14 protein-coding genes are annotated in these 14,793 nt (G+C 66.9%); all 14 read left to right on the forward strand.

Going from position 1 to position 14,793, the window contains the following annotated elements; genetic code table 11:
* The first annotated feature begins 80 nt into the window (after positions 1-80).
* The 14 genes from ftsH (at position 81) to clpC1 (ending at position 14,779) form a co-directional block, all read left to right on the forward strand.
* The gene (gene ftsH, locus G6N44_RS20560) at positions 81-2,423 is read left to right on the forward strand and encodes an ATP-dependent zinc metalloprotease FtsH (RefSeq protein WP_163666966.1); all 2,343 of its coding nucleotides are present in this window, start codon (positions 81-83) and stop codon (positions 2,421-2,423) included.
* A 19-nt stretch (positions 2,424-2,442) separates the two neighbouring features.
* The gene (folE, locus tag G6N44_RS20565) at positions 2,443-3,060 is read left to right on the forward strand and encodes a GTP cyclohydrolase I FolE (RefSeq protein WP_163666968.1); all 618 of its coding nucleotides are present in this window, start codon (positions 2,443-2,445) and stop codon (positions 3,058-3,060) included.
* Between the two features lie 20 nt (positions 3,061-3,080).
* Positions 3,081-3,890 carry a dihydropteroate synthase gene (gene folP, locus G6N44_RS20570; RefSeq protein WP_163670191.1) on the forward strand — a complete coding sequence of 270 codons (810 nt, stop codon included), beginning with the start codon at positions 3,081-3,083 and terminating at the stop codon, positions 3,888-3,890.
* Complete coding sequence (gene folB, locus G6N44_RS20575; protein WP_163666970.1) at positions 3,883-4,257, forward strand: dihydroneopterin aldolase; 375 nt, start codon at positions 3,883-3,885, stop codon at positions 4,255-4,257. Before folP ends, folB begins: the two co-directional genes overlap by 8 nt.
* Positions 4,254-4,790: a 2-amino-4-hydroxy-6-hydroxymethyldihydropteridine diphosphokinase gene (gene folK / locus G6N44_RS20580; RefSeq protein WP_163666972.1), complete on the forward strand. Its 537-nt coding sequence runs from the start codon at positions 4,254-4,256 to the stop codon at positions 4,788-4,790. The genes folB and folK overlap by 4 nt, the downstream gene beginning before the upstream one ends.
* Positions 4,790-5,266 carry a DUF3180 domain-containing protein gene (locus G6N44_RS20585; RefSeq protein ID WP_163666974.1) on the forward strand — a complete coding sequence of 159 codons (477 nt, stop codon included), beginning with the start codon at positions 4,790-4,792 and terminating at the stop codon, positions 5,264-5,266. Before folK ends, G6N44_RS20585 begins: the two co-directional genes overlap by 1 nt.
* Before the next feature lie 78 nt (positions 5,267-5,344).
* Positions 5,345-6,694 carry a DUF6779 domain-containing protein gene (locus G6N44_RS20590; protein ID WP_179964420.1) on the forward strand — a complete coding sequence of 450 codons (1,350 nt, stop codon included), beginning with the start codon at positions 5,345-5,347 and terminating at the stop codon, positions 6,692-6,694.
* Positions 6,695-6,778: 84 nt separating this feature from the next.
* A complete protein-coding gene (locus G6N44_RS20595) occupies positions 6,779-7,750 on the forward strand; it encodes a Rossmann-like and DUF2520 domain-containing protein (protein ID WP_163666978.1) in 972 nt (323 codons plus the stop codon).
* Positions 7,747-8,691, forward strand: coding sequence for a pantoate--beta-alanine ligase (gene panC / locus G6N44_RS20600; RefSeq protein WP_163666980.1), 945 nt, complete (start codon positions 7,747-7,749; stop codon positions 8,689-8,691). Before G6N44_RS20595 ends, panC begins: the two co-directional genes overlap by 4 nt.
* Positions 8,691-9,107: an aspartate 1-decarboxylase gene (gene panD, locus G6N44_RS20605; RefSeq protein WP_163666982.1), complete on the forward strand. Its 417-nt coding sequence runs from the start codon at positions 8,691-8,693 to the stop codon at positions 9,105-9,107. Before panC ends, panD begins: the two co-directional genes overlap by 1 nt.
* Positions 9,107-9,922 (forward strand): type III pantothenate kinase, encoded by an 816-nt coding sequence (locus G6N44_RS20610; protein ID WP_163666984.1) that lies wholly within the window; start codon positions 9,107-9,109, stop codon positions 9,920-9,922. The genes panD and G6N44_RS20610 overlap by 1 nt, the downstream gene beginning before the upstream one ends.
* Positions 9,923-9,961: 39 nt before the next feature.
* The gene (gene lysS, locus G6N44_RS20615; protein WP_163666986.1) at positions 9,962-11,485 is read left to right on the forward strand and encodes a lysine--tRNA ligase; all 1,524 of its coding nucleotides are present in this window, start codon (positions 9,962-9,964) and stop codon (positions 11,483-11,485) included.
* A 131-nt stretch (positions 11,486-11,616) separates the two neighbouring features.
* The gene (gene lsr2, locus G6N44_RS20620) at positions 11,617-11,958 is read left to right on the forward strand and encodes a histone-like nucleoid-structuring protein Lsr2 (RefSeq protein ID WP_163666988.1); all 342 of its coding nucleotides are present in this window, start codon (positions 11,617-11,619) and stop codon (positions 11,956-11,958) included.
* Positions 11,959-12,250: 292 nt separating this feature from the next.
* Entirely contained in the window at positions 12,251-14,779 is a 2,529-nt protein-coding gene (gene clpC1, locus G6N44_RS20625) for an ATP-dependent protease ATP-binding subunit ClpC (protein ID WP_163666990.1), read from the forward strand.
* The last annotated feature ends 14 nt before the right edge of the window (positions 14,780-14,793 follow it).

The following is a 14,793-nucleotide window of genomic DNA, read 5'->3' on the forward strand; positions in this document are numbered from 1 at the left end:
CGGACGTTGGTCTAGCGGTAGCCTTGATTGTCTCAACTGCGCACGTTGGAAGGACCGGGCCGAACTCGGCCGAGTGATCGATGAACCGCAAAAATGTGATCCGTACGCTGACCGTGATCGCGGTCGTGCTGTTGCTGGGCTGGTCGTTTTTCTATTTCAGCGACGACACCCGCGGCTACAAACCCGTCGACACCTCGGTGGCGGTGGCCCAGATCAATGCCGACAACGTCAACAGCGCCCAGATCGACGACCGCGAGCAACAGCTGCGACTCGACCTGAAGAGCGGCAAGGACGAGACCGAGAACAGCGACAAGGTCATCACGAAGTACCCGACCGGCTATGCGGTGAAGCTCGTCGACCAGCTCGATGCCAAGCACGTGAAGTTCGGCACCACCGTCAACCAGGGCAGCTTCCTCGGCTCGATGCTGATCTACATGCTGCCGTTGCTGCTGCTGGTCGGGCTGTTCGTGATGTTCTCCCGGATGCAGGGCGGCGGCCGGATGGGATTCGGCTTCGGCAAGTCGAAGGCCAAGCAGCTGGGCAAGGACATGCCCAAGACCACGTTCGCCGACGTTGCCGGCGTCGACGAGGCGGTCGAGGAGCTCTACGAGATCAAGGACTTCCTGCAGAACCCGAGCCGGTATCAGGCGCTGGGCGCCAAGATCCCCAAGGGCGTCCTGCTCTACGGCCCGCCCGGAACCGGCAAGACCCTGCTGGCCCGCGCCGTCGCCGGTGAGGCCGGGGTGCCGTTCTTCACGATCTCGGGTTCGGACTTCGTCGAGATGTTCGTCGGCGTCGGCGCCTCCCGCGTGCGTGACATGTTCGAGCAGGCCAAGGCGAACAGCCCGTGCATCATCTTCGTCGACGAGATCGACGCCGTGGGCCGCCAGCGCGGTGCCGGCATGGGCGGCGGTCACGACGAGCGCGAACAGACGCTGAATCAGTTGCTGGTCGAGATGGACGGCTTCGGCGACCGCCAGGGCGTCATCCTCATCGCGGCCACCAACCGGCCCGACATCCTCGACCCGGCCCTGCTGCGGCCCGGCCGCTTCGACCGCCAGATCCCGGTGTCCAATCCTGACCTGGCCGGCCGTCGCGCGGTGCTCAAGGTGCACTCGGCGGGCAAGCCCATCGCCCCCGACGCCGATCTGGACGGCCTGGCCAAGCGCACCGTCGGCATGTCCGGCGCAGATCTGGCCAACGTCATCAACGAGTCCGCGCTGCTGACCGCCCGCGAGAACGGCACCGTCATAACGGGTGCCGCGCTGGAAGAGGCCGTCGACCGCGTGGTGGGCGGCCCGCGTCGCAAGGGCCGCATCATCAGCGAGCAGGAAAAGAAGATCACCGCCTACCACGAGGGCGGCCACACCCTGGCTGCGTGGGCGATGCCCGACATCGAGCCGATCTACAAGGTGACCATCCTGGCCCGCGGGCGCACCGGCGGCCACGCCGTCGCGGTGCCCGAGGACGACAAGGGCCTGATGACCCGCTCGGAGATGATCGCCCGGCTGGTGTTCGCCATGGGTGGTCGCGCCGCCGAGGAGCTCGTCTTCCGCGAGCCCACCACGGGTGCGGTGTCCGACATCGAGCAGGCCACCAAGATCGCCCGCGCGATGGTCACCGAGTACGGCATGAGTACCAAGCTGGGGGCCGTGCGCTACGGCACCGAGCACGGTGATCCGTTCCTGGGCCGCACCATGGGCACCCAGGCCGACTTCGGCCACGAGGTGGCCCGGGACATCGATGACGAGGTCCGCAAGCTCATCGAGGCCGCCCACACCGAGGCGTGGGAGATCCTCACCGAGTACCGCGACGTGCTCGACACCCTGGCCGGTGAGCTCCTGGAGAAGGAGACGCTGCACCGCGTCGAGCTGGAGGCCATCTTCGGTGACGTGAAGAAGCGTCCCCGGTTGACCGTGTTCGACGACTTCGGTGGCCGCGTGCCGTCGGACAAGCCTCCGATCAAGACTCCGGGCGAGATCGCCATCGAACGCGGTGAGCCGTGGCCGCCGCCGGTGCCCGAGCCGGCGTTCAAGGCCGCCATCGCCGCCGCCAGCCGCGAGGCCGAGGCGGCGAACGAGACCAACGCTGCCGGGACCAACGGCGCCCCGCCGAACGGGTCGAACCAGAACGGCTCGACCCAGCCCGACTACGGCGCGCCGGCCGGCTGGCACGCCCCGGGATGGCCGCCCGCGCCGTCGCAGCCGGGATACCAGCCGCCGCAGCCGGGATACCAGCCGCCGCAGCAACAGCAGGGCCACTGGTACCCGCCGCCGCATCCGTCGGGATGGCAGCAGCCCCAGCCGTACCCGTACCAGCCCTATCCTCATCCAGGTCAACCCGATCCGGCCGAGGGGGCGGGCCAGGATCGGGGTTCTGCTCCTGAGCGGACCGACCGGTCCAACCCACCGGCCCACGGCTGACCTGAGAACGGAGGCGTCGATGTCGCAGTCGCTGCGCGAGCATCACAACAACACCGATACGGCCACGCGGGTGTTCGACCAACCGCGTGCCGAGGCGGCCGTGCGTGAGCTGCTTATCGCCATCGGTGAGGACCCCGATCGTCAGGGTCTGCTGGATACCCCGGCCCGCGTGGCGCGTGCGTACAAAGAGCTGATGGCCGGTCTCTACACGGACCCGGACGCAGTGCTCAACACCACCTTTGACGAGGGACACGACGAGCTCGTGCTGGTCAAGCAGATCCCGATGTACTCCACCTGCGAGCACCACCTGGTGTCGTTCCACGGGGTGGCGCACGTCGGATACATCCCCGGTGTGGACGGCCGGGTGACCGGTCTATCGAAGATCGCCCGACTGGTCGACCTGTACTCCAAGCGCCCGCAGGTGCAGGAACGCCTGACCGCCCAGATCGCCGATGCGCTGATGCGCAAGCTCGATCCGCGCGGAGCCATCGTGGTGATCGAGGCCGAGCACCTGTGCATGGCCATGCGTGGCGTCCGGAAGCCGGGCGCGGTCACCACCACCTCAGCGGTGCGGGGACAGTTCAAGACCGACAAGGCATCCCGGGCCGAGGCGCTGGAACTTATCCTGCGGAAGTGAAGCCCACCCTTTTGCAGGTCATGGGAGTTGTGAACGTCACCGACGATTCCTTCTCCGACGGCGGCAAGTTCATCGACCGCGACCGCGCCGTCGAACACGGGTTGGCACTGGCCGCCGCGGGGGCCGCGATCATCGACGTGGGCGGGGAATCGACTCGCCCGGGTGCGGTGCGCGTCGACGCTGCGGTGGAGGCGGCCCGGGTCGCCCCGGTCATCGAAGCGCTTGCCTCCCAAGGCATCACGGTCAGCATCGACACCATGCACGCCGATGTCGCGAAGGTGGCCCTGGACAGCGGCGCGCAGATCGTCAACGACGTGTCCGGTGGTCTGGCAGACCCGAACATGGCGCCGCTGCTCGCTGAGGCGAACGTGCCCTGGATCCTGATGCACTGGCGTTCGGTCGGCGCCGAGCAACCGCACCGCGCTCCGGGTTACGGCGATGTGGTGGCCGAGGTCCGGGCTGAACTGCTGACAGCGGTCGACGCCGCGGTCGCTGCGGGCGTGACCCCGGAACGGCTGATCATCGATCCGGGACTGGGATTCGCCAAGACCGCGCAGGACAATTGGGCCCTTCTGCATGCGCTGCCCGAACTCGTCGAGACCGGGATCCCGGTCCTGGTCGGAGCGTCACGCAAGCGCTTTCTGGGTGCGTTGCTGGCCGGGCCGGATGGGACCGTGCGCCCACCGGACGGCCGGGAGACCGCCACCGCGGTGATCTCCATGCTCGCTGCCCAGCACGGAGCCTGGGGTGTTCGGGTCCACGATGTGGTGGCGTCGGTCGACGCGCTCGCCGTACTGGAAGCCTGGAAATCTGGAGGTCGGGTTGGCTGATCGAATTGAGTTGCGCGGCTTACGGGTCCGTGGCAACCACGGCGTGTTCGACCACGAGCGCCGCGACGGCCAGGAGTTCGTCGTGGACATCACGGCATGGGTGGACCTACGCCGGGCGGCAGCCACCGACGATCTCGCCGACACTCTCGACTACGGCGCACTGGCCCAGCGGGCCGCAGACATCGTCGCGGGCCCGCCGCGGAATCTGATCGAGACGGTCTCGGCCGAGATCGCCGACGCCATCATGGCCGACGAGCGCCTGCACGCGGTCGAGGTTGTCGTGCACAAGCCGAGCGCCCCGATTCCGCTGACCTTCGATGATGTCGCGGTCGTGGCCCGGCGGTCCCGACGAGGGACCTCCACGTGACCTCGACCGTCCTTTCGATCGGATCGAATATCGGCGACCGGCTGGCCCGGTTGCAGTCGGTGGTCGACGGCCTGGGCAGTGCGGTCCGGGCGGTGTCGCCGGTGTTCGAGACCGACGCCTGGGGCGGAGTCGAGCAGAGTCCGTTCCTGAACGCGGTACTGATCGCCGATGATCCAGGCCTCGACGGACACGGCTGGCTGCGACGCGGCCAGGAGTTGGAACAGGCCGCGGACCGGGTCCGGGAGCAGAAGTGGGGCCCGCGCACTCTCGACGTCGACCTGGTCACCTGCCACGACGACGATGTCGAGGTGCAGTCCCGTGATGACGACCTGACGTTGCCGCACCCGTTGGCGCACCTGCGGGCATTCGTGTTGATCCCCTGGTTGGCGGTGGATCCGGATGCCACGCTGACGGTCGTCGGCCGGTCTCGCCGGGTTGCGCACCTCCTGGAGGAGATCGACCCGGCCGAACGAACCGGGGTCAGGCGCACCGATCTGACGCTGACGTTGCGCACCGAAGCGGCGGCCGACTGATGGGCCCGACCCGAAAACGTGACCTGGCCGGCGCGGTGGCCGTCGTCGCCATCGTCGGCTACATGCTGGTCGGGGGGCTCTACAAGTGGTTCCCGCCGCTCACGATCTGGACCGGCCTCTCATTGCTGGCGGGCGCGATCCTCGAAGCGGGCTGGGCGTTCTATGTGCGGGCCAAGATCAACGACGGACAGATCGGGGTCGGTGCCGGCCGACTGCATCCGCTGACGGTGGCCCGGTCGGTCGTCGTCGGCAAGGCCTCGGCCTGGGTCGGCGCCATCGTGGCGGGCTGGTGGATCGGGGTGCTTCTGTACCTGCTGCCCCGGCGCGGCGATCTGAGGGTGGCCGGCGAGGACACTCCCGGCGCGGTGGTGGCTGCGATCAGTGCCCTGGCGTTGATCGTCGCGGCGGTGTGGTTACAGCATTGCTGCAAATCTCCCGGGGAACCGCCGGACAACGGTGATGCCGCGACCGAGTGAACGATGTAGGCCAGGTAGTTGGCCGAATCGCCGCAGCGGTCACCAGGCTGGATGACCCGTGACGGGTACAGTCGGCGCATGTCCGTTCTGCCCCGGGGTGGTCGGCCACGGCGCGGCGGCCGAAGGCCAGGCTGGCTGCTCTTAACGGTATTGCTGGTACTGGCCATTCTGGCCAGTTCCGCATTGGTGTTCACCGATCGCGTCGAGTTGCTGAAACTCGCTGTCATCCTGGCCCTGTGGGCTGCCGTCGTGGCGGCGTTCGTCTCCGTGATCTACCGGCGTCAGAGTGACCTGGACCAGGCCAAGGCCCGTGATCTGAAATTCGTCTACGACCTGCAGCTGGATCGCGAGATCTCGGCGCGGCGGGAGTACGAGCTGACCGTAGAGACCCAGCTGCGTCGAGAGCTCGCCTCGGAACTGCGCGCGCAGGCCGCCGATGAGGTTGCTGCGCTGCGCTCCGAGCTGGCCGCATTGCGGACGAATCTGGAGATCCTGTTCGACACCGACCTGGTGCACCGCCCGGCCCTCGAGACCGACAAGAGCGCGGTGCGGACCACCGGCCGGGTCACGGCCAGCCGCCTGGATGTGCCGCCGGTCGAGGTCACCGACATTCGGATGTCGCGCACCCAGGAAAGCCCGATCATCGACGTCCCGGCCGAACCGCATCCGCCGGAGAATGACTGGGCGACCGCCGGCGGTGCGCATCGGTTGCCATCGCGGCCGATGCCTGCCGGTGACCAGCCGCGTCGTCGGCGGCGCCAGCCGGAACCGGCACGGCCCGAACCGGCGCGGCCCGAACCTCAACCGGCCGCCCGTCGGCAGCCCGAGCCCCCGTCGACCTGGGCTCCGCCTCCGCCGCCTCCTGCCATGCCGCCGATGCAGCCGTCGCCCACTATCGAAGCCCCGCAACCCGAGCCTTCGCCACTGCCCGAGCCCCCGGCGCCACCTGAGCCGGTCGCTGAACCCGCGGCCGCAGGCTGGCGGCCCGCCCCCGCCGAGGGGCAGTGGATTCCCGCAGGCGTGCCGGGCAGCAACTGGTCTGCGCCGCCGGCCCAGAGTGGTGCGGCTACCGAGTACGTCGGCAGGCGCCGCGCCCCGGAAGCGGCACCGGTCCCTCCTTCGCCACCCGAGCCCGAGCCGACTCCGGCGCCCGCCATGTCGCCAGGACCGGCTCCCGAGCCGCCCCGGGGCCGCCACTCCGGCACAGCCGACCCCGGTCGGCCCGAGCCCGCCCAGCCCTCCCCGGCGTTGGCCACCGAATCCTCGCAACCACCCGAACCGCCGCGGCGGGCATCCCGGCACCGCAGCGACAACGAGCCCGAGCCGCCGAACGGGCACCATGCCGATGGCCAGTCGGTGAGCGAGCTGTTGGCTCGGTTCCAGTCCACCCCGGTCGAAGGCGGGCGTCGCAGACGTCGCGAGGAGTGAGCTAGTCTCGTGACGACCGTCCGGTACCCGCAACGCGGGACCGGAACGAGGAAGTTACCTATTCAACCTGTGAGGTCTCCTGCGATGGAGCAACCCCCTGTAAACGGGTGGTCCCCACCCGAGGGTCTGCGTCCGGCCAGGCTCAGCGTCGGCATTGTGTCGGCGGGCCGGGTGGGCACCGCGCTGGGCCATGCCCTGGAACGCGTGGAACACGTGGTGGTGGCGTGCAGCGCGATCTCCGAGGCGTCGCGGCTGCGGGCACAGCGCCGGCTACCGGACAGCTCCGTCCTCCCGGTGCCCGAGGTGGCCAAGCGAGCCGAACTGTTGCTGTTGACGGTTCCCGACACCGAGCTGGCTGCTCTGGTGTCCGGCCTGGCTGCCACGGGTGCGGTACGGCCCGGCACGATCGTGGTGCACACCTCCGGCGCCAACGGGGTCGCGATTCTGGCCCCGCTGACCGAGCAGGGGTGCATTCCGCTGGCCATCCACCCGGCGATGACGTTCACCGGCTCCGACGAGGATCTCGCGCGGCTGCCCGATGCGTGTTTCGGCATCACCGCGGCCGACGAGATCGGGTACGCGATCGGGCAGTCGCTCGTGCTGGAGATCGGTGGCGAACCGTTCCGGGTCCCCGAGCACGCCCGGACGCAGTACCACGCGGCGCTGGCGCATGCCAGCAACCACCTGGTCACCTTGGTGCTCGACGCTGTGGACGCCCTGCGAGCCGCGCTGCGCGGCCAGGAGCTGCTCGGTCAGGAACTCGTCGGAGATGCGCCCGGCGGGCTGCCCGAGCGCGTCGTGGGCCCGCTGGCGCGCGCCGCGCTGGAGAACGCGCTGCAACGCGGCCAGGCCGCGCTGACCGGGCCCGTTGCGCGTGGTGACGCAGCTGCGGTGGGCGCTCATCTGAATGCCCTGCGCGGATTGGATCCCCAACTGGCCCAGGCGTATCGGGCTGATTCACTGCGTACCGCCCAGCGGGCTCATGCGCCCGTGGACGTTTTTGCGGTGCTCTCGGACATCGGACCGGAAACCAGCCCTGAAACGAGTCAAGGATGACCCACAGCAACGCTCCCACGTTCGTCGCCGGTGAGCTGAACATCTACTCGGCGCCTGCCGATGTCGCCGCCGTCAGCCGCGCCCTGCGGGCCAGCGGGCGTCGCGTCACCCTCGTGCCCACCATGGGTGCGCTGCACGAGGGTCACCTGACGCTGATCCGGGCGGCCAAGCGCGTTCCCGGCGCGGTCGTGGTGGTGTCGATCTTCGTCAACCCGCTGCAGTTCGGGGCGGGAGAAGACCTCGATGCCTACCCCCGGACCCTCGACGAGGACCTGGCCGCGCTGCGTGCCGAGGGCGTGGAGATCGCTTTCACCCCAAGTGGTTCGGACATGTACCCCAACGGCCCCCGCACGAGGGTGCAGCCGGGGCCGGCCGGGGATGAACTGGAAGGCACCGCGCGCGCCGGACACTTCGCCGGTGTGCTGACGGTCGTGCTCAAGCTGCTCCAGGTGGTCCGACCTGATCGGGCCTTCTTCGGCGAAAAGGACTATCAGCAATTGGCGCTGATCCGGCAGATGGTGACCGATCTCAACGTCGACGTGCAGATTGTGGGCGTGCCCATCGTCCGGGAATCGGACGGACTGGCGATGTCGTCGCGCAATCGCTACCTCGATGCCGACGAGCGCGAACAGGCCGGAGCGTTGTCCGCGGCCCTGCTGGCCGGTAAGTATGCCGCGGCAGGCGGGGCGGCGGCCGCCGTCGACGCGGCCCGGGCGGTGCTCGACGAGGTACCCGCCATCGACGTCGACTACCTCGAAGTGCGCGACCCGATGCTGGGTCCCGCACCGCGCGAAGGTCAGGCCCGGTTGTTGGTGGCCGGCCGGTTGGGCCGAACCAGACTGCTGGACAACATCTCTGTCGACATCGGAGCGTCCGCCGGAATCGACGGACACCCTCGCGTCGGTGACGGCGACAATCACGAACTGCCCTGGAGGAACTGATGCAGCGCACCATGCTGAAATCTAAGATTCACCGCGCCACGGTGACGCAGGCCGACCTGCACTACGTGGGCTCGGTGACCATCGACGCCGACCTGATGGAGGCGGCAGACCTGCTCGAGGGTGAGCAGGTGACGATCGTCGACATCGACAACGGTGCCCGCCTGGTGACGTACGCCATCACCGGTGAGCGCGGCACCGGGGTGATCGGGATCAACGGTGCCGCAGCGCATCTCATCCACCCAGGTGATCTGGTCATCCTGATCGCCTACGGGGTGATGGAGGATGCCGAGGCCCGTGCCTATCAGCCGCGGATCGTGTTCGTGGATGCGGACAACCGGCAGATCGACCTCGGTGAACACGGCCACGATCCGGCCTACGTCCCCGAGGACGTGTCGGAACTGATGTCGCCGCGCTGATGCTGCTCGCCATCGACGTCCGCAACACCCACACCACGGTTGGGCTGATCTCCGGTTCGGGTGATCACGCGAAAGTGGTGCAGCAGTGGCGGATCCGCACCGAGTCCGAGGTGACCGCCGACGAGTTGGCGCTCACCATCGACGGCCTGATCGGTGATGCCACTGACGAACTAACAGGTGCGACTGCCCTTTCCACGGTGCCCTCGGTACTGCACGAGGTGCGCTTGATGCTCGATCAGTACTGGCCGGCGGTGCCGCATGTGCTGATCGAACCCGGTGTGCGTACCGGTATTCCGCTGCTGGTCGACAACCCGAAGGAAGTCGGCGCGGACCGCATCGTGAATTGCCTTGCCGCCTATCACAAGTACGGCACCGCGGCGATCATCGTCGATTTCGGCTCGTCGATCTGTGTCGACGTGGTGTCGGCCAAGGGAGAGTTCCTGGGCGGGGCGATCGCCCCCGGTGTGCAGGTGTCCTCGGATGCCGCCGCAGCCCGCTCGGCCGGCCTGCGCCGGGTCGAGCTGACCCGTCCGCGTTCGGTGATCGGCAAGAACACCGTCGAATGTATGCAGGCCGGGGCGGTGTTCGGTTTCGCCGGGCTGGTCGATGGTCTGGTCAACCGGATTCGCGCAGATGTCGACGGGTTCGCCGGTGACGACGTCGCGGTGGTGGCGACCGGTTATACCGCGCCACTGGTGTTGCCCGACCTGCGCACCGTCGAGCATTACGACCGCCACCTCACCCTCGACGGCCTGCGGTTGGTATTCGAGCGCAACCGTGACAGTCAGCGCGGCCGGCTCAAACCGGCACGGTGATTTCTCCTGCTCGCGCTGGGAAAGTTAGGCTCACATTCTGTGAGCCCCGCCGATCGCGACGACGCGTCCCAGTCCCAGGCCGACCTTCCCGAACAGTTCCGGATTCGTCAGGCCAAGCGGGAGCGGCTGCTGGCCGAGGGCCGTGAACCCTATCCGGTGACCGTCCCGCGTACGCACTCTCTGGCTGAACTGCGCAGCGCCTATCCGGACCTGGCCGCCGATACGCAGACCGGCGTGCTGGTCGGTGTCACGGGCCGGGTGGTATTCGCCCGCAATTCGGGCAAGTTGTGCTTCGCGACGCTGCAGGAGGGTGACGGTACGCAGCTGCAGGCGATGATCAGCCTGGCCCAGGTGGGGCAGGAGTCGCTCGATGCGTGGAAGGCCGACGTAGACCTCGGCGACATCGTGTTCGTCCACGGCGAGGTGATCAGCTCCAAGCGCGGTGAACTCTCGGTGCTGGCCGATTCGTGGCAGATGACGGCCAAGGCGCTGCGCCCGCTGCCTGTTGCTCACAAAGAGATGAGCGAAGAGGCGCGGGTGCGTCAGCGCTACGTGGATCTCATCGTGCGTCCGGAAGCACGCAGTGTCGCGCGTCAGCGGGTGGCGGTGGTGCGGGCGGTGCGTTCGGCTCTGGAGCGCCGCGGCTTCCTCGAGGTCGAGACTCCCATGCTGCAGACCCTGGCCGGCGGAGCGGCGGCCCGGCCGTTCATCACCCATTCCAATGCGCTCGACGTTGATCTGTACCTGCGGATTGCGCCGGAACTGTTCCTCAAGCGCTGCATCGTCGGCGGTTTTGACCGGGTTTTCGAGTTGAATCGGAACTTTCGCAACGAAGGCGTTGATTCCACGCACTCACCGGAATTCTCGATGCTGGAGACGTACCAGGCCTACGGTGACTACAACGATTCTGCAGTGGTCACCCGCGAACTTATTCAAGAAGTTGCCGACGAGGCGATCGGAACTCGTGAAGTGCCATTGCCTGATGGCACTATCTACGATCTCGACGGGCAATGGGACACATTGGAAATGTATCCCTCGCTGTCGGAGGCGCTCGGTGAGGAGATCACACCGGAGACCGCGGTCGAACACTTGTGGCGTATTGCCGATCGTCTAGAGGTCGAGATTCCGCGGGACCGCGGCTACGGTCACGGGAAATTGGTCGAAGAACTCTGGGAGCACACAGTTGGTGAAAAGTTGTGGGCGCCAACATTCGTCCGCGATTTCCCGGTGGAGACGTCTCCGCTGACCCGGGCGCACCGCAGCATTCCCGGCGTGACCGAGAAATGGGACCTTTACATAAGGCGTTTCGAGCTCGCTACCGGATATTCTGAACTCGTCGACCCGGTAATCCAACGTGAGCGATTCGAGGCCCAGGCCCGCGCCGCCGCCGCCGGCGATGACGAGGCAATGGTTCTCGACGATGATTTCCTTGCCGCATTGGAGTACGCGATGCCGCCGACGACCGGCACCGGAATGGGTGTGGATCGCCTGTTGATGGCGCTGACGGGGTTGTCTATTAGGGAGACGGTTTTGTTCCCGATTGTTCGTCGTCAAGGTAACTGAGTCACAGCAACTGAACTCTTCAGATCGTCCCGTTGTTGGAAATGTGCATGTTTTGTGGCACATTAGGGCGCGGGTGCGGGATACTCGGTGGTAGTTACCAATGCGTTTGCAGAAGGGTTCGGTGTTGAGTAATGGCGAAAAAAGTGACCGTAACGTTGGTCGACGATTTCGACGGTGAAGCCACCGCCGACGAGACGGTCGAATTCGCCCTCGACGGTGTCACCTATGAGATCGACCTTTCCTCGAAAAACGCAACCAAGCTCCGGAACGATCTGAAGCAGTGGGTGGAGGCCGGGCGCCGGGTCGGTGGGCGCCGGCGCGGACGGGCGGCAGGGCCGGCCCGTGGCCGCGGCGCCATCGACCGCGAGCAGAGCGCCGCCATCCGCGAATGGGCCCGTCGCAACGGCCACAACGTGTCGACGCGGGGTCGCATCCCCGCCGACGTCATCGATGCTTTCCACGCCGCCACATAAACGACCGCAACGTAACCGATAGTTGCCAGCTCCGGACCGGTGAGAATTCCCGGTCCGGAGTTTTTCGCTAGCGGCGAACCCGAAACGGGTAGTTTCCGGAAACGATTCGCCCACCGGCAGCGTTGCTCTTGTGCAGCACTTGATGTGGACAGCTTGTCCTGGGTCCAACCTCCGCACCCGGGACGGCCGCCCATTAGAGTGGACGGTAGAAACTCCGTGCGGGCTACGAGAAAACCGATGTAACGAAGCCGTACGCGGGTATCGCTACGCGATGGAGAGCAGGTAACCACCGATGTTTGAGAGATTCACCGACCGTGCCCGCAGGGTCGTCGTCCTGGCGCAAGAAGAAGCCCGGATGCTCAACCACAACTACATCGGGACCGAGCACATCCTGTTGGGTCTTATTCACGAGGGCGAGGGCGTAGCCGCCAAGTCGCTGGAGTCGTTGGGTATCTCGCTGGAAGGCGTGCGCAGCCAGGTCGAGGAGATCATCGGCCAGGGCCAGCAGGCGCCGTCCGGTCACATCCCCTTCACCCCGCGTGCCAAGAAGGTGCTGGAGTTGTCCCTGCGCGAGGCGTTGCAGCTCGGCCACAACTACATCGGCACCGAGCACATTCTGCTCGGCCTGATTCGTGAGGGCGAGGGCGTGGCCGCGCAGGTGCTGGTCAAACTCGGCGCCGAGCTGACCCGGGTGCGCCAGCAGGTCATCCAGCTGCTGAGCGGCTACCAGGGCAAGGAGTCCGCCGAGGCCGGCACCGGTGGCCGTGGCGGCGAGTCCGGCAACCCGTCCACCTCTCTGGTTCTCGACCAGTTCGGCCGCAACCTGACCGCCGCCGCGATGGAAGGCAAGCTCGATCCGGTCATCGGCCGCGAGAAGGAAATCGAGCGGGTCATGCAGGTGCTGTCCCGCCGCACCAAGAACAACCCGGTGCTGATCGGCGAGCCCGGCGTCGGCAAGACCGCCGTCGTCGAGGGCCTGGCGCAGGCCATCGTGCACGGCGAGGTCCCCGAGACGCTCAAGGACAAGCAGCTCTACACCCTCGACCTCGGTTCGTTGGTGGCCGGCAGCCGCTACCGCGGTGATTTCGAGGAGCGCCTGAAGAAGGTGCTCAAGGAGATCAACACCCGCGGCGACATCATCCTGTTCATCGACGAGCTGCACACCCTCGTGGGAGCCGGAGCCGCCGAAGGTGCCATCGACGCCGCATCGATCCTGAAGCCGAAGCTGGCCCGTGGCGAGCTGCAGACCATCGGCGCCACCACGCTCGACGAGTACCGCAAGTACATCGAGAAGGACGCCGCCCTGGAGCGCCGGTTCCAACCGGTCCAGGTGGGTGAGCCGACGGTCGAGCACACCATCGAGATCCTCAAGGGCCTGCGCGATCGCTACGAGGCGCATCACCGCGTCTCGATCACCGACGGCGCCCTGGTGGCCGCGGCCACCCTGGCCGACCGCTACATCAACGACCGGTTCCTGCCGGACAAGGCGATCGACCTGATCGACGAGGCCGGTGCGCGGATGCGCATCCGCCGGATGACCGCTCCGCCAGACCTGCGCGAGTTCGACGAGAAGATCGCCGACGCGCGCCGGGAGAAGGAGTCCGCGATCGACGCGCAGGACTTCGAGAAGGCGGCCAGCCTTCGCGATACCGAGAAGACCTTGGTCGCTCAGCGCGGCGAGCGTGAAAAGCAGTGGCGCTCAGGTGATCTCGACGTGGTCGCTGAGGTCGACGACGAGCAGATCGCTGAGGTTCTGGGCAACTGGACCGGTATCCCGGTGTTCAAGCTGACCGAGGAGGAGACCACTCGGCTGCTGCGCATGGAAGACGAACTGCACAAGCGGATCATCGGGCAAGAGGATGCGGTCAAGGCTGTTTCCAAGGCCATCCGCCGCACTCGTGCCGGCCTGAAGGACCCGAAGCGTCCGTCCGGTTCGTTCATCTTCGCCGGCCCGTCCGGTGTCGGTAAGACCGAGCTGTCCAAGGCGCTGGCCAACTTCCTGTTCGGTGACGATGATGCGCTCATCCAGATCGACATGGGCGAGTTCCACGACCGCTTCACCGCGTCGCGGCTGTTCGGTGCTCCTCCGGGGTACGTCGGCTACGAAGAGGGCGGCCAGCTCACCGAGAAGGTGCGCCGCAAGCCGTTCTCGGTCGTGCTGTTCGACGAGATCGAGAAGGCGCACCAGGAGATCTACAACAGCCTGTTGCAGGTCCTGGAAGACGGTCGCCTCACCGACGGTCAGGGTCGCACGGTCGACTTCAAGAACACCGTGCTGATCTTCACCTCGAACCTGGGCACCTCCGACATCTCCAAGGCTGTCGGGCTGGGCTTCACCCAGGGTGGTGGCGAGAACAACTACGAGCGGATGAAGCAGAAGGTCAACGACGAGCTCAAGAAGCACTTCCGGCCTGAGTTCCTCAACCGCATCGACGACATCATCGTCTTCCACCAGCTGACGCAGGACGAGATCATCAAGATGGTCGACCTGATGATCGGTCGGGTTGGAAACCAGCTCAAGGCCAAGGACATGGCCATGGAGCTGACCGACAAGGCCAAGTCCCTGCTGGCCAAGCGCGGCTTCGATCCGGTGCTGGGTGCCCGCCCGCTGCGGCGCACCATTCAGCGCGAGATCGAGGACCAGCTCTCCGAGAAGATCCTCTTCGAGGAGATCGGCCCCGGTCAGTTGATCACGGTCGATGTCGAGGGCTGGGACGGCGAAGGTGCCGGCGAGAACGCGAAGTTCACGTTCTCCGGTGCGCCCAAGGCGGCCGGCTCCGACGGTCCGGATCTGGCCAAGGCCGGCGCGACCGCCGAATAAGGTTCTGACGAAAA

Origin of the sequence: Mycolicibacterium alvei, assembly GCF_010727325.1 — a bacterium.
Taxonomy (GTDB): Bacteria; Actinomycetota; Actinomycetes; order Mycobacteriales; family Mycobacteriaceae; genus Mycobacterium; species Mycobacterium alvei.